Origin of the sequence: Caulobacter sp. SL161 (genome assembly GCF_026672375.1) — a bacterium.
Taxonomy (GTDB): domain Bacteria; phylum Pseudomonadota; class Alphaproteobacteria; order Caulobacterales; family Caulobacteraceae; genus Caulobacter.
In genome coordinates, this window is record NZ_JAPPRA010000001.1 from 3,031,576 (window position 1) to 3,050,640 (window position 19,065).

Below are 19,065 nucleotides of genomic sequence, written 5' to 3' on the forward strand. Positions count from 1 at the left end.
CGTGTGAATTCGCCGTCATCCGGCAAGCGTGCGTCGCCCGTGCGCTAGCCGCGCCGAGCGATCAGGCTCGCACACACCGGCATCTCGCCTTCGCCGTCCAGATTTACGCCATCGACCAAAGTCCAGCCGTCGGGAAGCGCCCAGGTCACCGGCTGGAACCCGAGGTTGAAAGCGAGCAAGACGGCGTCCGCCCCCTCGCCGCGCTGGAAGATCAGCAAGGGCGTATTGGTATCGACGAAGCGGATCACGCCCGTCCGTAGCGCTGGGAAGGCCTTGCGCAGAGCAATCAGGCGACGCGCGACGTTCAGCGTCGAGGCGGGGTCGGCCTCCTGGGCGTCAACGGCCAGGGGGAGATGCTCAGGGTCAACGGGCAACCACGGCTCTACCGCCGAAAAGCCGGCGTTGAGCGCGCTCGCGGTCCAGGGCATCGGGGTCCGGGCTCCGTCTCGCCCTAGGGTCTGGGGCCAGTTGGCGATGGCCTCGGGGTCCTGCAGGCGCTCGAATGGCACATTCGCCTGGGGCAGGCCCAGTTCTTCGCCCTGGTAGACGAAGACATTACCCCGCAGGCCCATCAGGAGCAGAAGGCACATCTCGGCGAAGGCCTTGCGATCTCGCCCCTCCGCCCAGCGCGACACGGCGCGCGGCGCGTCGTGGTTCGAGAAGGTCCAGGAAGGCCACCCCTCCCCCGCCTCGCCCGGCCAGATCGCTGCGCCCTGCGGGACCATCTCGCGCGTCAGTTTGTCGGCGTACAGGTAGAGGAAGCCGTAGGCGCTGTTCAGGCGGTCGTCGCCGGCGGTGAACAGCTTCATCTCGCGTTCGGCGTGATCGCCCCCCACTTCCGCCACCGAGAAGCGCCCGCCGGCCGCGTCAGTCAGGGCGCGCAGACGGCTGAGGAACTTCGGGATATCGGCGTGGCCCTGGTTGTGGATCTTGTCCTGGAAGTCGAACGGCCGGGTGCGCTTGCCGCCCGGCGGAAGGGGCGGGTTATCGGTCAGGGCCGGGTCATGCATCGAGAAATTGATGGCGTCGAAGCGGAAGCCATCTACGCCTCGATCGATCCAGAACTGGGTGACGGCCAGCAGAGCTTCCTGGACGGCCGGATTGTGCAGGTTCAGCTGCGGCTGGCTGCTGAGGAAGTTGTGCATGTAGTACTGGCCGCGGCGGGCGTCCCAGGTCCAGGCCGGACCGCCGAACACCGACTGCCAGTTGCTGGGCGGGCTGCCGTCGGGCTTGGCGTCTGCCCAGACGAACCAGTCAGCCTTGGCGTTGGTCCGGTCCTGGCGGCTTTGCGTGAACCAGGGGTGCTCGTCCGAGGTGTGCGAGAAGACCAGATCGATGATGATCCTCAGGCCCAGCGCATGGGCGCGCGCGATCAGCGCGTCGAAATCGGCCAAGGTCCCGAAGATCGGATCGACATCACAGTAATCCGAGACGTCGTAGCCAAAGTCCTTCATCGGCGACTTGAAGAACGGCGACAGCCACACCCCCTCGACGCCCAGCGAGGCGATGTGGTCGAGGTGCGCGGTGATCCCCGGCAGGTCGCCGACGCCGTCGCCGTTCGAGTCGGCGAAGCTGCGCGGATAGACCTGATAGATCACCGCGCCGCGCCACCATTCGGCGTTCATCGACATCTCCGCATCGGGGCGCTCTAGAACCTGCACTGTCACGATCGTCCCTCGGAAACGCAAATCATGTAGTCGAACGGCGCCAGTTCGACGCTGTAGCTGCCTGGCGCGACGGCGCTTGAGACGCAGGTTCCGTGCAGGCTCTTCCAAGCCCCGGAGTCCGTCTCGACCGGCACGCGCGCCTTGATCGGTTTGTCGCTGGTATTGAAGACGGCCAGAACCTCGGTTCCCGCCGCCAGCCGCGAGAACGCCAGCAGGCCGGGCTTGGCCTCGGCGACACGGACCACCTGCCGCCCCTCGCGCAGCGCAGGCGTCGCCGTCCGCAGCTTGGCGAGCGCCGCGATCCGGCGATAGAGGACGCTCTCGGTCTGGAACGCCGACCGCGCGCCCCTGTCGCTCGAGCCGACCAGGCGGTTGTCGTTGTAGCTGGTGACTTGGCTCGGGAACATGTCCTCGCGGCTGTCGGCATAGTCGCCGTCGCCGGTGAAGCCCTGCTCGTCGCCATAGTAGATCGTCGGCACGCCGCGCGCGGTCAGCATGATGGCGTTGGCCAGGGTGACGCGCGCCAGCAGCTCATCGTCGCTGATCTGCGGACGGGCTTTCAGGACGAAGTGACCGATACGGCCCATGTCGTGGTTGCCCAGAAAGGTCGGAAGCTGGCGCGCCGTCGCCTCGCCGCCTTCATAGACAGCGTCGCCGGCGAAGACCGTGGCCAGCCGGTCAGGCCCGGCGCGGCCGGTCACGACATCCGTCACCGCCGCCTGGAAGGCGAAGTCCAGAACCGCCGGCAGCTTGTCGACCTTCACATGCCGCGCCAGCGTGGCGACATCGGGGTCGAAGACCTCGCCGAAGATGTGGAAGTTCGGGATACCTCTGGCCTTGGCGCGCGCCTGCATGGCCGGGACGAAGGCCTGCCAGAACTCCGGGTTCACATGGCGAGCGGTGTCGATGCGGTAGCCGTCGATCCCGAAGTCGTCGATCCACCGGCCATAGACCTCGATGAAGCCCTCCACCACGCGCGGATTGGCGGTGAACACGTCATCGAGCGTGGCGAAATCACCCAGCAGCGAGCTCTCGCCGGCGAAGGTGCTGTCACCCCGGTTGTGATAGTGGATCGGATCGTTCAGCCAGGCCGGTGTCTTGGCGCGCTCTTGCCCTGCGGGGACATAGGGCGTGTAGGCCCAGTCCGGCCGGGTGAGCTTGCTGAAGTCCTTGCCGTCGAAGCCGTCATTGATCGGCGCGCCGTCGAGCCCGCCACGACGCACATACGGATAGTCGGCGACACCACGATAGGCGCAGCGGTTGTCCGGGCATTCCTTGTACTGAATGACGTCGGCCGTGTGGTTCACGACGATGTCCATATAGACCTTTATGCCGCGCGCATGGGCCGCGTCGACCAGGGCCTTGAAGTCGGCCTTGGTTCCCAGATGCGGATCCACGTCGGTGAAGTCGGTGATCCAGTAACCGTGATGGGCGGCGGATTCCTGGCCGGGCGGGCCCTGCACGGGCCGGTTCACGAAGATCGGCGCCAGCCAGACAGCCGTCGCGCCCAGCCCCTGGATATAGTCCAGCCGGCGCGTGACGCCCTGGAGGTCGCCGCCGTGATAGAAGCCCGCGCGCGTCGGATCAAAGCCGTCGATCAGCGCCCCTCGGGCGGGACCGCCGTGATCATTCGTCGCGTCGCCGTTCTCGAAACGATCGGGCAGAACGAAGTAGATCACCTCGTCCTGGGGCTTGCGCTGGAGATGGGGGCTGGGAGCCGCAGAGACGGCCGTCGCCAGGGCGCCCATGCCGAGCGCGCTCAAGGCCGTCATGGCCAGCAGCGTCCGCCGCCAGGGCGTCAAGGCCCTCATCGCTCCCTCCCCCTTCAACGTACGCCCCGACTTGCGAGCCGCATTGCAATTCTTTGCAAGAATTTGCAGTCCGTTTAGCAAGCTGTCAATCCGTCAACTTGAGGAGATTTTCGAACCAAGAACCTCCCAGAGCCGGTCTAAAGTGGCGCAAAGAAGCCACACAAGGCGCATTTCCAGCGCCCCCAGGATCCGCCGCGGGCCGAGTTTGCAATTTTTTGGGTTGATTACGGTCCGTTAATTTGCAGTAGTTTGCAGCAACGGCCCGTCGCATGACCCAAAGCGCAGAGCCGGACAGGGAGGGAACTCGTATGAACACCCAATTTTCGCGCCGTCGCGCCTGGCTGATGGCCGGCGGAGCCACGGGCCTTGCGCTCGCTTTCGCCGTCGCCGGTTCGGCCCAGGCCCAGACCGCCACCCCCGCTGCGGATGAGACCAAGGTCGAGGAAGTCGTCATCACCGGCATCCGCGCCGGTCTCGAAAACTCCATCGCCCTCAAGAAGACCTCGACGTCGATCGTCGAAGCCATCTCGGCCGAAGACATCGGCAAGCTGCCGGACACCTCGATCGCTGAGTCGCTGGCTCGCCTGCCCGGCCTGACCGCCCAGCGCCTCGACGGCCGCGCCCAGGTCATCTCGATCCGCGGCCTTGGCCCGGACTTCACCTCGACCCTGCTGAACGGCCGCGAACAGGTTTCGACCGGCGACAACCGCGGCGTTGAGTTCGACCAGTACCCGTCGGAAATCCTCTCGGGCGTGGTGGTCTACAAGACCCCGGACGCCGGCCTGATCGGTCAGGGCCTGTCGGGCACCGCCGACCTGCGGACGATCCGCCCGCTGACCTACGGCAAGCGCATCCTGTCGGCCAACGCTCGCTATGAAATGAACAGCGAGAAGAAGCTGAACCCGGACGCCAAGGACACGGGTCACCGCTTCAGCGCCACCTACGTCAACCAGTTCGCGAACGACACGGTTGGCCTGGCCCTGGCCGTTTCGGACATCTCGACCCCGACCCAGAGCAAGCGCTTCAACGCCTGGGGCTATCCGACCATCAACGCGGCCAATGATCGCGTGATCGGCGGCGCCAAGCCCTACATCCAGTCGAACAACCTCGAGCGCTTCGGCGCCATCGGCGTTCTGGAGTACAAGCCGAACGACAAGGTCACGACCTCGCTGGACGTCTACTACTCGGAGTTCCAGGAAGAGCAGATCCTGCGCGGCATCGAGCTGCCGCTGCAATGGTCGTCCGCGACGCTGCAGCCGACGCGCACTACCAGCAACGGCCTGATCACCAACGGCACGTTCTCGGGCGTCAAGGGCGTGATGCGCAACGACCTGAACACGCGCGACACCACGCTGAAGTCGGCCGGCTGGAACCTGAACTACCTGACCGATAACGGTTGGTCGCTGACGACGGATCTGAGCTACTCCTCGGCCGACCGCACCGACGTGATCTTCGAATCCTACGCGGGCACCGGCCCGAGCGGTGTCGGCGCGACCGACACCCTGGGCTTCACCACCACGCCGGGCGCGGGCACGATGTTCGCCTCGACCCTCGACTACACCGACCGCAACCTGTTCAAGCTGACCGACCCGCAAGGTTGGGGCGGCGGCGCCTCCGGCGGCGCTCTGACCCAGGCCGGCTTCTACAACACCCCGTCGATCACCGACGAACTGACGGCCGCCCGGTTCACCGCCAAGCGCGACCTGGATTGGCGCCTGATCAAGTCGGTCGAGTTCGGCGTGAACGCCAGCCGCCGTGAGAAAGAGAAGGAAGTCCACGAGAGCTTCCTCACCTTCGGCGGCCGCATCGCCGACGGCGCCCCGACCAGCCGCGCCATCCCGCAGGAAGCCATCATCGGCGTCGCCAAGCTGGACCTGATCGGCATCAAGGCCATGCTGGCCTATGACCCGACCTACCTCTTGAAGAACGGCTACTACACCCTGATCGCCGACGCGAACCCGGCCGTGCAGACCCGCAACTGGTCGGTCCGTGAAGACGTGCAGGTGGCCTACGCCAAGTTCGGCGTCGACACCCAGGTCGGCGCGATCCCCGTGACCGGCAACTTCGGCCTGCAGGTGGTTCGCACCGACCAGTTCTCGAAGGGCGTCGCGGTCAACCCGTCTGCGCCGGCCAATCCGACGGTCACCGACGACGGCGACAAGTACACCTACGCCCTGCCGAGCCTGAACCTGACGTTCGACGCGGGCAACGAGCTCTACATTCGCGTGGGCGCGGCCCGCACCCTGGCCCGGGCCCGGATGGACGAACTGCGCGCCAGCCAGTCGTTCAACCAGAACACCTCGCGCCTGACCTCGACGGACCCGAACAACTCGTACTTCAGCGCCAACGGCGGCAACCCGAACCTGCGCCCCTACATCGCTGACGGCATCGACGTGGCGGTGGAAAAGTACTTCGGCCGCTCGGGCTATCTGTCGGCCGCCGTGTACCACAAGGAGCTGTCGAACTTCGTCAACTCCAACTCCTCGTCCTACAAGGACTTCTCGGACTATCTGTTCCTGCTCAGCGCCGCGCAGCAAGCGCAGCTGGGCACTAAGATCGGTCTGGTTTCGGGCCCCGACAACGGCGACGGCGGCTACATCCGCGGCCTGGAGCTGTCGGCCTCGCTGCAGGGCGACCTGCTGTGGGAACCGCTGAAGCCCTTCGGCCTGATCATCAGCGGCTCGTTCACCGACAGCAAGGTGACGCTGGAAAAGGGCACCAACCCGATCACCATCCCGGGCCTGTCCAAGACGGTCATCAACACCACGTTCTACTATGAAAAGAACGGCTTCAACGCCCGGATCAGCAACCGCTATCGCGGCAAGTTCCTGGGCGAAGTCGCCGGCCTGAGCGCCGCGCGCGTCTTCCGGACCGTCGACAAGGAGTCGGTCGTCGACGCCCAGATCGGCTACGAGTTCCGCGATGGCCCGATGAACGGTTTGTCCCTGCTGCTGCAGGCCAACAACATCACCAACGAGCCCTTCAAGACCTACGACAACGACGATCAGCGCCAGACCATCGACTACCAGAAGTATGGCGCGACCTACATGGTCGGCGTGTCGTACCGCTTCTAATCCCCAAACCTCCTCCTGCAATCTCGGAGCCCCGCCGGATCATTCCGGCGGGGTCTTTTTTATGAGAGCCTCCGCGCAGAGAGGCGGGCCTGGGCAGGACGCGAATGACCGATACGGCGATCAAGGCCGTGACCATCGTGGGCGGGGGAACCGCCGGCTGGATCAGCGCGGCCCTGCTCTCGCGTACGCTGGGCCCCTCTGTCGCCATCACCGTCGTCGAGTCCGACGAGATCGGCATCGTCGGGGTCGGCGAGGCCACCATTCCGGCCATCCGGCTGCTCAACGGCCTGCTGGGACTGGACGAGAACGACTTCCTCGCCGCCACCCACGGCACCATCAAGCTGGGGATCGAGTTCGTCGACTGGCACACGGTGGGCCAGTCCTATCTGCACGCCTTCGGCCCCATCGGCCGCCCGCTGGGCATGGCGCCGTTCCATCACTACTGGCTGCGTCGGCGCCAGGCCGGGCATGACGAGAGCCTTTGGGACTATTCCCTCAACGCCCAGGCGGCCAAGGCCGGGCGTTTCGACCGCATCGCCCAGGTGGGCGGCGGCTATCTGGAGGGGCTCGTCTACGCCTTCCACTTCGACGCCGCGCTCTACGCTCAGTACCTGCGCCGCTACAGCGAGGCTCAGGGCGTCACCCGCGTCGAAGGGCGCATTGTCGGGGTCGACCAGAACCCCGAGAGCGGCTTCGTCACGGGCCTCACCCTGCAGGACGGCCGCAAGGTCGGCGGCGAGTTCTTCATCGACTGCTCGGGCTTCCGCGGCCTGCTGATCGAGGAGACCCTGAAAAGCGGCTATGAGGACTGGCGCGCCTGGCTGCCGATGGACAGCGCCATCGCCGTCCCCTGCGCCTCGGTCACGCCCCTCACCCCCTATACCCGCGCCACCGCCCATGGGGCCGGCTGGCAGTGGCGCATCCCCCTGCAACACCGCACCGGCAACGGCCACGTGTTCTGCAGCGACCATATCGACGCGGCCCAGGCGACCGACGTGCTGATGGCCAATCTGGACGGCGCCCCGCTGGCCGAACCGAGACAGCTGCGGTTCACGACGGGCCGGCGCAAGCAGTTCTGGAACCGCAATGTCGTGGCCCTGGGCCTGGCCAGCGGCTTCATGGAGCCGCTGGAGTCGACCAGCATCCACCTGGTGCAGTCCGCCCTCAGCCGGCTTCTGGCGCTCTTCCCCGATCGCGGCTTCAACCCGGTCGAGATCGCCGAATACAATCGCCAGACGGCCCTGGAGTACGAGTACATCCGCGACTTTCTGGTGCTGCACTACAAGGCCACGACGCGCGAGGACACGCCGTTCTGGCAGGCGGTGCGCCGGATGGAGATGCCCGACAGCCTCAAGGCCCGCATCGCGCTGTTCTCCCAGTCCGGCCGCCTGTTCAGCCAGGACGACGACCTCTTCAAGGAGGCCAGCTGGATCCAGGTGCTGATCGGCCAAGGCGTGATCCCCGAGGCCTTCCATCCGCTCACCGGCGTCGTCTCCGACGCCCAGCTCGACGAGTATCTGGCCAATCTGCGCCAGATCATGAGCCGGGCGATCGACGCCCTGCCCGCCCACGGCGACTTCATCGCCAAAAACTGTCCCAGCCGGCCTGCGCGCGCCTGACCCGATAGGCGCGAGCGCTCCCCCCGTCACGGACGCTCCAGGCGCTCGCTAGCCCGCCGGCGCACGGCGCGCCGATCTGCACACAGCCATAGACGGCCACGCCGCCCATAGCGCCCAGGATCGCGCGCCGCCCCCGCGTGCCTAGCGACGTCCTACGCGAGCCACACTCTGACGTTCGGAATTGGGACCTTAGGACTTATGCGGGATGTCACCGGCGCCTCGCCGGCCCGTATAGGCCCGCTTTCTTCGGGATATGGGGCGGCGGACGTCACCCGGGTTGCGGGAGGGGCATGCGGCAGCAGGCCTTCGATCGCGCTACGGCCGGTGTAGGGGTTCAAGATCCCGTAGAGCTCAACCTGAAGTCGCGATCTGTATCCGACATGCGCCGGATTGCTTCAAGCGCCCAAGCGTCAACTTCAGTGATGCGACATCTGGCGCCGAGTATGCACGCCACTTGTGACGCCCAACCGCTTCTTTTTTGGAGACCCTCGCAAAGTTCCAAGATTTCAATCTCTTCAGACACTCCATTCCAGGCCTGAAAGCTAGTGTCGGTGTCCACTGCCAAGAGCGAGGATCACGGGAAGATCAATCTGCTGCCCCAATTTTTCGTTAGACTGTCGAAACAAGCGTATGGCCGTCGCTGAGCTAGGATCACCCTGCGTAACACAGTGTAGAAAAGTGTCTGTCTTGCCAGACAAGGTGGTTCACTTGTTAAGCAAGTTTGATAGAAGTGCGCTGCTCCGGCGTCACGCCGGCGGCGTGGGGGCCTTCATGAAGAATTTCGTTCGAAGGGCGTCAGCCTTCGCCGGACATCTTTGGCGCGAGTTCGCAGGTTCGTGGCGGCGCGCGCTCATTAGCTTTTGTGCCGGCCTCGTCGTTTTGGCGCTCATTCGGATTCCGGTCGTCGAGCGCTCAATCATCGGCGAACCGGACCGTGAGATGCTGAGCACGGCCTTTAAGCTGACCAAGGACGCCGTGGTTGGCGACGGACCTCCGGCTGTGCTGCTCGATATCGACGACGCCACCTTGCGCCAACAGACCTATGTTCCTGTCCGGCCCGGCCGAGAACCGACGGCCTCCGCGCCACGGGGCATGTTGGCCGATCTGCTGAAGTTCATCCTGGCCACACCCTCTTCGTCCATGCCGGGCGCGGTGATTGTCGATGTCGATATCGGCGCGCCGGCGCCGGACGATCCACAAGGGTCGGCCGCTCTAAGGCAGGTTCTGGAAAACTGGGCGGCGACGCCCCATGCCCCACGGCTAATCATTGCTCGCGAGGCCTTCGCTCCAGCGGTTCTGGGCCTGGAGGGCGAGAGCCCCATGCTGCCCCAGACCGACTATGATCCTATTGTCGCCAAGGCTCAGAATATCCACTGGTCCACCGTCCGGGTTCTCGCCGACTTGCACGGAACAGTGCGCGAATTTCTACCCTTCCAATGTGTTGTTCAGAACGGCCGTGTGGCCCCCCTTTACTCTGCGGCGCTGCTGGCCAGTGAGGCGTTGAGTGGAAAGCCGCCCGCCGGCAGTCCCGCGGCGCTCGCGTTCGAAGAGGCGCCGAAAGCCTGCGCCAACTCGCACGCGCCCGCGCACGCTGCAAATCATCACATGGATCAGGATGGGGAGGTGATCCACTTCCAGCTTTCCCTGGCGCCGCGGCATGAGGAACCAGCCTGGGCGCTGCTGCCGGCCAGCTGGCCAGGGTTCAAGACCTGCGGCGCGGACTCCGACGCCTCTGTGTTCCGCCGCGTATCGGCAGGCGACATCCTGGCGGCGGGCCCAGATGCCGGTCGAGAGTTCCTTTGTCGTCGCTTGGCGATCATCGGCGGCACCAACTCCGTCGCCAACGACTTTCAACAAACGCCGCTGCACATGATGTCAGGCCCCATGATCCTCACCAACGCAGTGCGTGGGATCAGTGGGACTGATGGCGGCCTGCGTCAGGCGGGGCTCCCCGCCCAGATCGCCGCCCTCTTGTGCATCAGCTTGATGATCACCTTTGGCTTCGCGGTGTCTCGAGCGCTGCGCGAGCGCTATCACCACCGCAAATCCCGCGCGAGCCACTGGGCGCACCACGTGGTCCTGCTGCCGCTGAACCCGGTCGTCATCAACCTTCTCATCGGCCTTGCGGCGCACTGGGTCGGCGTCGCGATTCTGCTGGTGACATTGAAGTACGGATTTTGGGGCTTCATGTCTGCGCCGGCCTTCGGTGCGGCAGTCGCTGAAACTATTCAGGAATTCTCGGAGTAGAACCCATGAAGTCTAAGGTGTCATTGCTCGCGTTCGCTGCTGCGTTTACTGTCCTGGGAGCCTCCAGTGTCCAAGCGTCCTGCTCGGGCGCAGGGGTTATTACCCGAATTAATGGCAAGCCACAGGACGTGATCATCACACGCGCCGGCGCGCCTGTGGCTCGGCCGCGTGTGTTGGACGTGGTCTGCGACCAGGATGTCATCAAGACTGAGAACGGGGCCACCGTCCTGGTGTCGCTGGACGGTGCGGGTAAGGTCACTGTCGGCGCAGCGCCCTACACCGTGAAGGGCCGGGCTAAGGCCCAGGTTTCCCATAGCGCTTACAGCGCCCTGGTTGATCACCTGATGCCAGACATGAAGCGCCAACCTTGGGACGTGCGCCTTCGTGGCGGCGAACCGCCGCTGGATTTCGCGGTCGCCTCACTGTCGACCGGCGGCCAGCAACTTACCGCTGGACGCACGCAACTGCTGGTTCGTCTGATAGGCGGGACGCCCGGCTACAAGCTGTCTATCCTGTCTGGTGATAAGGTGTTGGCTAACGGGGCTAGCGCTGACGGCGACGTGGCGCTGGCCACCCCTGCCCTAGCGCCGGGCGACTATGTGCTGAAAGCCACGGACGCTGCAGGCGCCGTTCAGACGGGCAAGATCACGGTCGTGGCCGATGCGCCGCCCACGCCTGCTGAATTCAAGACCTTTGAAGATCTCGAAGTGCAGCAGGCAGCCACAGCAGCGGACCTGGCGCGCGTGTTGCCAGACGTCTGGAGCTTTGAAGCCGAGCAGATCCTTCATTCCGCCCCGCTCAACGGTCTCGATCGCGGCAGTGTTTACCGTCTGATCGAAAGCTATGCGGGCGGCTGAGACGTCATCCTAGCCGGTGGGGGAAGGGCGAGGCCGAGGCCTCGCCCTTTTTTATTGGATCCGAGAGGCGCCGTCGCCGATGAGGACGAAGGCGGCCCAATAGAACGGATGGCCGGTCTCAGGGTTGCTATAGAGGCTCCGTTGAGAGCTGGCCAACGCCTTGGCCAAGGGCTGGCTCGCGGCTCCGGCGTTCTCAAAGAAGGCATGCATCTGAGCGGCTGAAGAGGCTGAGTCCACCTTCCACTGGGTGGCGAGGACATCCGAAGCGCCGGCGTAGATGAAGCCTCGCGCCAAGCCGCTAAGGGCCTCGCCGCCGTCGGCCATGCCGCTACGCGCAGCGTCGAGCTGCCCGCCGCCTGCAGTGTCGCAGGCTGACAACACGACCAACCGTGCGGTCAGCTTCAGATCCAGCAACGCCGAGGCTTCGATCAGCCCCAGACCTTTCGGACCGAGCGACGTCAGAAGGGCTGGCTCGGGAAAACAGGACGAAAGGCCCAGAACGCCGTGAGTGGCGATCAGCACGACGTCGGCCTGGGCCACTTCGGGCGCGCTGAAGAAGTCGCTGTCGGTGAAATCCGCGCCTAGTCGAACGCGCGCTGCGCTCTTGAAGATGTCCGCAACTGTCTGAGCCTCGCGGGCGGTATCGGGCAAGGCGTCGAGGAACGTCAGGCTGCGCTCGATATCGCGGCGGCAGCTTTCGGACAGGCCGCGCTCGGCCGCCAGCCGAGAGGCCACGGCGCCCGGGTCTGGGCGGAAATCTCCGTAGATGGCGACCGAGCCTGAGGAGGCGCGCTTCGCCGCACTCTGCCGCAGCCGCACGAAGGTGGCCGGTCCCAAAGAGGTCGCCATCGCGATATGGCGGCCCAGCCAATCGACTTGGCTGTAGTCGCCCTCGGCCTTGACCTTTGCGAGGAGCGCTGGGCTCGGGACCGTACGGGTGAGAGCCGCGAAGGGGATGGACGCCAGCGAGCCGCCAGCGTCGATCTGCAAGGTCTCCAGACCGTCGATCAGCTTGGCGACGGGGCTGAGCAATGCTTGGTAGAGCTCCGCCGAACTTCGGAGATCAAAGTCCGGCAGGCGACCCCGCTTTAGACTTGTGGTGCGGCGAATGGCTGTCACACGCTTTTCGATTTCGACGGCGGACATGCCGATCCGATAGGGCGTCACGCCGTCGGCGGTGATCAGCGCCGCATAGCCAGCTTGGCGAGCGAGCACGATGCGCAGATAGCCTTCCTTAGCCGCCAGCACACCGCGTACATCGGCGCTCGGTCCCTTGGGATTGACGAGTTCCAGATAACGCGGGGCCAACTGTCGCAAGGAGTCTTCCGCGACGCGCAAGCGCTGCGCCGCCGCTTCAGTCGCCCTTACGGCGGCCTCCTGTTCGTTGGCGCTGGCGCCTTCGCTCTGGGCCCGCTGCTGGGTAGTCAAAGCCGCGCGATACAGGCGTTCGGCGTCCTGGTAGGCGCGAGCCTGAGCGCCACCGTCAGACAACGCCATGCGCGCGGCCAGTTGCGCGGCCGAACGGGCGGCAGCTCCATCCCAGACCAAGGCCAGGGTCTCAAAGTACTCCGCCGCCAGGGCCGGGTCGGAGCGATCATTGTAAGCCGCGAGCAAGACCTCAAGATGCCGCGCCGCGATATCGCCGGGCATGCCTGGCGTTTCGGTCTGGCGGGAGAAGATCGCGACGCCGCGCCGTCCACTCGCCAAGGCCTGATCGCGTGCGCCAAGCCCGACCTGAGCAGCCTCCAGCGTCAGCCAGAGATGGGCCTCGGTGCGCGTCCCGGCGGCGGTCGTCGCCACCAGGGCGAGACCGCGCCGCGCTTCAGATTCGGCGCCCTTGTAGTCACCACCGTTCAACAGGGTTTCAGCCCGCTCGGCGAGGATTTGAGCCTCGAGCCAGGCGGGCGGCTGCTGGATATCGTTCAACACGGTGAGCGCATTATCGAGATCCGAAATCGCTTCAGCCTTGCCGAGTCCGCGCGCGGCGACGGCGGCCAGATAGAAGCGCTGCGCTCGCAGAATGGCCGCCCGATCCTGACGAGACGCCTCGCCGAGCCCCGCCAGCATGCTTTGCGCTTCGCTGGGCACACCGTTGAGCCGCGTCTGCGCAGGCCCGGTGTCGCTGGAATCGCCCTTGCGCGTAGCCCTCGCAAAGCCCAAGGCCTTATCGAATTGGCGCCGGTTGAGCAGGTCCATGATCCGATAGTTGAGGATCTTGGCGTTCAGGAGTTCGTCGTTGCCGGCGTTGACGTTCGCCTGATCGAAGATCGCGGCTGCTTCATCGAAGCGCCGGATATTGGATAGATTGAGCGCGATTTCGGCGAGGATTTCGCCTTCACCGGCCCGGTCTTCCGGCGCGATAGCCTTATGCAAGCGAAGCAACTCGGAGAAGTCATCACTGGCCGAGCCAAAACTCCAGACAGCGTTGTGCTCGTAGGCGCGCCGCCGAACGAGTTCGTACTTGGCGCTCGCCGCCTGGCCCGGCGCGCCTTGCGGGTAGGCAGTTTGGATCTGATCTTGGCCTGCAGTCGCCGCAGCCGCGCTGCCTATGGCCTTGGCGCTGATCGTTCCGCTCATCACCTTGGCGGCCGCCAAGAGAGAAGGCCAATCCGAAGGAAAGGCTGCGCCAACCGCGACGCGGCGACCGTGGCTGGCGATCAGACCGAATCGGCGGGGTCCCGATTCTTGTCGAGAACAGGCAATCTGGTTCAGATCGGAAAAGTCCGGGTCGCGAACCGCCTGCCCAACGCCGTCACAGAGCAGCTTCAAGGCCGCAAGGGCCCGCGTACGATCGGGAAACACCATGACGCGGCCAGAGGGAGTCTCCCAAGCGCCGCAATAGATGTCGGCCGCGTCGACGCCAGGCGGAACATCGAAGCGCAGAACGGCGCGGCAGGCCTGAGCCTCACTGTTCTGGCCAAGTTGGAAGTCCTTTTTTGGCGCGGCTGTGGCCGTACCTGAAACGGCGTACAGAAGCGAGCCGCCGAGCATGAGCGCGGCGACAAGCGCCTTTACCGGCGATCTTAAACCGATCACGGGCGCACCTCCGTCTGATATCCGATCCACAGGTCGCGGTTGCCGCCGCTCGTCACTTGGTCGGGGCCAAGGCGGATCGTCCGGTCGGCTCCCCGCGCCCGGATCGGAAAGATTGTCTTGGGTTTGCCTTGCGCGCTCGCCGTTGCCCCCTCAGCCGCGGCTTCGCCCTGGCCCACCGCGTCGCTTTGGCCGGCGGTCTCGCTGTTGCTGTCGCTCGTCGGGCTGGCGACAGTGCTTGTCATGACCAGCGGCGGTGCGCCGTCTCGACAGCCCAAGGCGCAACCGTTCATCCGATAGGCCTCGCTCAGCGGCACCTGGACGCCGATGGCGGCGGCGTAGCTTGAGCCCGTCGAGCTCCAAGGCGTGCCCTCCGGAGAGCGCACCACGCCCGAGAGTGCGATCCGGGTCGGATTGAGTTCGCCCAGTGACCAGCTGTTGGTCCCCCCGATCTTCACGGCGCTGAGGTCGGCAGGGTGAACGACGAGGGGCGCAGCGCCGGAGGGCTCGCCAAACTCCACACCCCCGAAGCCGCCGCTCCCGGAGGTGTTTTGCTGCAGGACTCGTCCACGAGCGGCGAATTGCCATTGATCCGCGACGAGCCACAATCGACCGACGTCCGAGGCGGTGACCGGGACACTGCCCGGATCAAAGTCGCTACTGGCTGCAGCCCCGGCGACAAATCGGTCGTCGCCGAGCAGGATGTCGCGGCTCGCGAGCATTCGGACCGAGCCCAGCTTGGCGTTTGCGGCGCCAAGCGCTCCGGTCACCACGATGCGTTCGGGCGCATAGTCGGCGGCCTTGCCGGAAATGGGCGTCTCGATAAACCCCAGATTGACGCTGACGGGCCTGACCGTCGGCGCGATACGGCCGGACACGAGGATCTGGCCCGCACCGCCTGCGCCTACCCAGAGGGCTGAGAGCTTGTCGGACGAGAGCGAAAGATCGCCGATCCGAACGGTCGCGCCGATGTTCGCTGCGCCACCTTCGATCGCGATGTTCCGCCCGACGACCGACTGTAACTCGGCATTGGTTAGTTCGAAGCCGGTATGATTGGGGGAGCCCAGGCCGCCTAGGCTGACATCGCCATTGGGAGGCTTGGCGACGATGAGCACGTCGCCGCCCGTACTGACCGTTCCTTGCAGCACAAGGTCAGCCGCAGTCAGGGCGATCGCCGCATCATCGGCCGACCAGACCGGCCACGCCGATGCGGCTCCTGCTTTGGCGCTGCTCACCGTTGCGTTTGGTCCGATCGTCAGGAGGCCTGCCGCGTCGATATCGAGCTCTTGTCCCGTTCGCAGGGAGCCGCGCACTTGGATCGCGCCGCCGTTAGCGCCGACTTTCGAGGCCTGCAGGCCTATTGACCGGCCAGCGATCTCGCCCGTCGTCAAATCTCCGCCCCGGCCGGCTAACAGTCCGGCCACCGGCGCGCCGGCCGAGATGAGTATATCGCCTGATTGGCCATCGCCCGTTCCACCCACCAGTTTCCCAGCGGACGTGTCTACTGACCCAGAAGCTGACAAGCCGATGATGCCGTTCGGCTCGCTTTTGGCGCCGCGGACGAGCGCGCCGCTTGTCAGCCGGATAGAGGCGCCCTGCAGCAACAGGCTTGCGCCGGTGGAGATATCGGCCGCCACCGTCACCGCGGCGGTGCGCGACTGGGCGAGTAGGCTTCCGCTCACCTCCAGGGGCCCCATAAGCGAGACGCCGCCATAACTGGCCAAATAGGTATCCCGGCCGCCGGTCGTGGCTCCGAGGGTCAGGGCCTCGCCAGAGATATAGATATCGCCCGACTTCGCCGTGATGGTCGCTTTCGATGAGTCGAGCGCCATGGTGGAGCCGTTGAAGTTGCTGGCGGAGCGCGCCGTATCCCGGCCAGCCAGGATAACGACGCCTCTGACACCCCCCGGTTGGACGCCGGCGGCTTCGATGACCCCGGAAAGGTTGATGATCCCGGCGAAGTTGGGCGCGTTCTGGCCTGAGGGGGCGACGATCTCAATATGACCGCCGGCCTTGGAGAGCCCTGTGTGGTTCAGGTTGGGCTTGCCACGTCCGTTAGCGTCGGCCGCGCCGGATGCGTTTAGCGCCGTTCCGACGTCGCTTGTGGTGAAATCGATCAGCGCCCCTTCGGCGGCTTGATAGCTGATCGCTCCGCTCGCCTGGACCTGACCACCTTGGTTCAACGTCTCCGCCTGAAGCAGGACAAAGCCATTCGTCGCGTTGATTTGGCCGCCAGTCTGGACGTTGAGTGACCCATTGCCCGACGGCGCGCCGGGCAGGAGCGAAAGCCGATTGGCGCTCATCGCCGCGTCAACATCGAGCGCTGCGGTAGAGGCCACCAGCGAGCCTACATTGATCCGCGCGCCCGAACCGATCAGCAGTCCGCTCGGCGAAAAGAGCCATACGCCGCCATTGGCGTTCAATGCGCCAGCAATATTGATTGCAGACCCCAATGGCGTCCGATTGAACGCGATAGCCCCCGCATTGGGTTGGGTGAAGGTTACGGTTTCACCTGAGGCGACGTTGAATGAGCTCCAGTCGATCACGACGCGCTGACTGGTCTGCTGGATTGTCGCGCCATTCGTCGTTGTCGTGATCGTCGCCGCGCCGCGTGTCACCACGCCCCCGGCCGGTCCTCCTTGGGAGGGCGAGGCCAACAAAGCTACTGAAAGGCCGCCGATACAGGCGAGAGCCGATGTATATCTCATCGCGTCGCTCCGGACGTTTTTCGGCGCAAGACGTTATCGGCCAGGGCCTTCAAGCCGACCGACGCGCTGAAGAGCACGGTCGGGGCGGGCTTCTTCTCACCCAGGCCAAGCGGCGGCGCCGACGGAAGGGCATAGAGGAGTTCAAAGCGCGCCGGTCCCGGGACATCGAAGCGCAGGCCTCCCCCGATCGAAGAAAGATCCCGCCGGTCAAACAGTCTTTCGATGTCTTTTCGAGGGTTGGAGAGGCGCGCGGCGTCGACGAAAATGAAGGGCTCAGCCTTGATCGAGCGGGATAGCTTAACGCCAGGGCGACGAAGCTCCAGGCTGACCGCGACGGCGGAGTCGGCGAAAGCGGAACCCGGCTGGTAGCCGCGACCAATAGTTTGGTTTCCGATCACATATTGGTCGGGCGTGGTCAGCGACGAGCCCGTGTCCTGGCCCTCGAACCGAGCCGCCAACACCTGGCTAGCCACGCGCCATTCGCCTTCGAACTTCCAGCGGACCATTGCGGCCTTGGGGTCCGCCGAGGCGCGGGATAGGTCTTGATCGCCCGCCTTACTTGCGCCGAGGAGGCCCACGCCTTTACGCAACTCAAGGCTGGCCGAGGCCTTGAGGTTTTCTCCCTGCAGGGTGACCTCGCCGCCTAAGCTGAGCGTGCGCAATTGCTCGCGGCTGAGGCGTTCTGAGCCGAAGACCAGGGTTTCCTGGTCATTGATGTCCAAGCCCGCCTTGAGGCTGATGGCGATGACGCCGTCATCAACAAGGTTCTGACCCACCTCCAATCGCGCGCCGATGAGATTGGTGGCGAGGTTGAGCTCGGCCACCGCACCACCCGGCTTCGCCTTGGCGGCGGTGATAACGGCGTCGGCATAGGTTCCATAAGCATTGAGGCGACGCTCATAGCGCGCTTGAAAGCCATACTGGGCCTTGAAGTCGGGGCTCGCCGACGCTTGGATCGAGGCCTGATCGCCGTAAGACGAGGCCCCGAAATAGTCGGCCTGAACTGTCGCGACCCATGGGCCGACCGGTCGTGCGGCCCAGTTATTGACGCCAGCCGCCACACGCCAAGGATCGCGTGCGGCCTCGACCACGAGATCCATACCCCCCGGCTTGGTCCCCCGCCGCAACGCCCCGGCGACCGCCAAACCGGGAGTGGCGCGCGCTGTCGCATAGGCGCGCTCAACCGCTACCGCGGGTAGTGGTCGCATGCCCACGAGCGGCTGGAAGATCCGGGTGGCTTGTCGCCGCGCTGAGGCGTCTTGCCCCAGCACGGTCAGGTCGCTGATCTGCCCCTCGATGACGTCCAGACGAACAACGCCATCGACGACGGTCTGGGCCGGCGGAACAACGACGACAAAAGGATAACCGCGTCCGGCGTAGATGGCCTCGGCGTTACGGGCGATCGTCTTAAGATCGGCCAAGGCGACGGGCTTGCCGACAAAGTTCTGCCAAGCGGGCTGCAGGTCGTGGGGCGGAACAACCGTGGCGCCCGGAAAGTTCACCTGCTTGAGGATGATGGCTGAAGGCGCCGAGTCCACTGCGCCCGCATTGGGCGTCGAGATGACTTGCACGCTGCCCTGAAGAGGAGCCGCCAGGCCCCACCCATCCAATATTCCAATCACGAAAGGCCCCCACCTTTAGAAACTACATGAAGCGTCAGTTTCTAAAAAGCAAGTCCGTATTCTCAGAGCCTATGAAATCGCAAATGCATTTTCGCGTGCTTGGCATTTTTCAAGACGGATAGTGTCTTTTTTCGGGACGATTTCGTTACGTCACTTTGCTCATGACGCGAATGTGGTTGGAATAGCATTTTATGTGTGTCGGGTTCGCGCACCTCAAGATGAAGTAGATCATCGCTTCTTGATACGTGGCGCTATCGGACGCGCCGTCACACTCACGGTGGGGACCACTTCACGCTGTCCGCGTAGGAACCAACTCGCCCGGCGCCCGGCCCCGGAACCGATATACGGCTGCGCGCCGCGTTAGATAGGTCTGTCGCGCCACCCGCGCTTCGCCCCCGTGTGATACAGTCTCGCGCGTCACGGGCGC

The 19,065-nt window shown here is 65.0% G+C and carries 9 protein-coding genes; 4 read left to right on the plus strand and 5 right to left on the minus strand.

The genetic code is table 11. The features are described 5' to 3' along the window. Nucleotides 1-44: 44 nt before the first annotated feature. Entirely contained in the window at nt 45-1,688 is a 1,644-nt protein-coding gene (locus OVA11_RS14910) for an alpha-glucosidase (protein ID WP_268068085.1), read from the minus strand. Further along, nucleotides 1,664-3,478 carry an alpha-amylase family glycosyl hydrolase gene (locus tag OVA11_RS14915; RefSeq protein WP_268068086.1) on the minus strand — a complete coding sequence of 605 codons (1,815 nt, stop codon included), beginning with the start codon at nt 3,476-3,478 and terminating at the stop codon, nt 1,664-1,666. The genes OVA11_RS14910 and OVA11_RS14915 overlap by 25 nt, the downstream gene beginning before the upstream one ends. 308 nt (nt 3,479-3,786) lie before the next feature. Between OVA11_RS14915 and OVA11_RS14920 the strand changes: the two genes are divergently transcribed. The 4 genes from OVA11_RS14920 (at nt 3,787) to OVA11_RS14935 (ending at nt 11,275) form a co-directional block, all read left to right on the plus strand. Beyond that, nucleotides 3,787-6,552 (plus strand): TonB-dependent receptor, encoded by a 2,766-nt coding sequence (locus OVA11_RS14920; RefSeq protein WP_268068087.1) that lies wholly within the window; start codon nt 3,787-3,789, stop codon nt 6,550-6,552. 104 nt (nt 6,553-6,656) lie between these two features. After that, a complete protein-coding gene (locus OVA11_RS14925; protein ID WP_268068088.1) occupies nt 6,657-8,171 on the plus strand; it encodes a tryptophan halogenase family protein in 1,515 nt (504 codons plus the stop codon). 771 nt (nt 8,172-8,942) lie between these two features. After that, nucleotides 8,943-10,418, plus strand: a complete 1,476-nt coding sequence (locus tag OVA11_RS14930) for a CHASE2 domain-containing protein (RefSeq protein WP_268068089.1) — start codon at nt 8,943-8,945, stop codon at nt 10,416-10,418. Between the two features lie 5 nt (nt 10,419-10,423). Next, nucleotides 10,424-11,275 carry a hypothetical protein gene (locus OVA11_RS14935; protein WP_268068090.1) on the plus strand — a complete coding sequence of 284 codons (852 nt, stop codon included), beginning with the start codon at nt 10,424-10,426 and terminating at the stop codon, nt 11,273-11,275. 51 nt (nt 11,276-11,326) lie between these two features. Here OVA11_RS14935 and OVA11_RS14940 read toward each other — a convergent pair whose 3' ends face one another. The 3 genes from OVA11_RS14940 to OVA11_RS14950 are packed head-to-tail and all read right to left on the minus strand — an operon-like array spanning nt 11,327 to nt 18,638. Then, complete coding sequence (locus tag OVA11_RS14940; RefSeq protein ID WP_268068091.1) at nt 11,327-14,341, minus strand: CHAT domain-containing protein; 3,015 nt, start codon at nt 14,339-14,341, stop codon at nt 11,327-11,329. After that, nucleotides 14,308-17,016: a two-partner secretion domain-containing protein gene (locus tag OVA11_RS14945; RefSeq protein WP_268068092.1), complete on the minus strand. Its 2,709-nt coding sequence runs from the start codon at nt 17,014-17,016 to the stop codon at nt 14,308-14,310. The genes OVA11_RS14940 and OVA11_RS14945 overlap by 34 nt, the downstream gene beginning before the upstream one ends. Beyond that, the gene (locus tag OVA11_RS14950) at nt 17,013-18,638 is read right to left on the minus strand and encodes a ShlB/FhaC/HecB family hemolysin secretion/activation protein (RefSeq protein ID WP_268068093.1); all 1,626 of its coding nucleotides are present in this window, start codon (nt 18,636-18,638) and stop codon (nt 17,013-17,015) included. Before OVA11_RS14950 ends, OVA11_RS14945 begins: the two co-directional genes overlap by 4 nt. Nucleotides 18,639-19,065 lie beyond the last annotated feature (427 nt).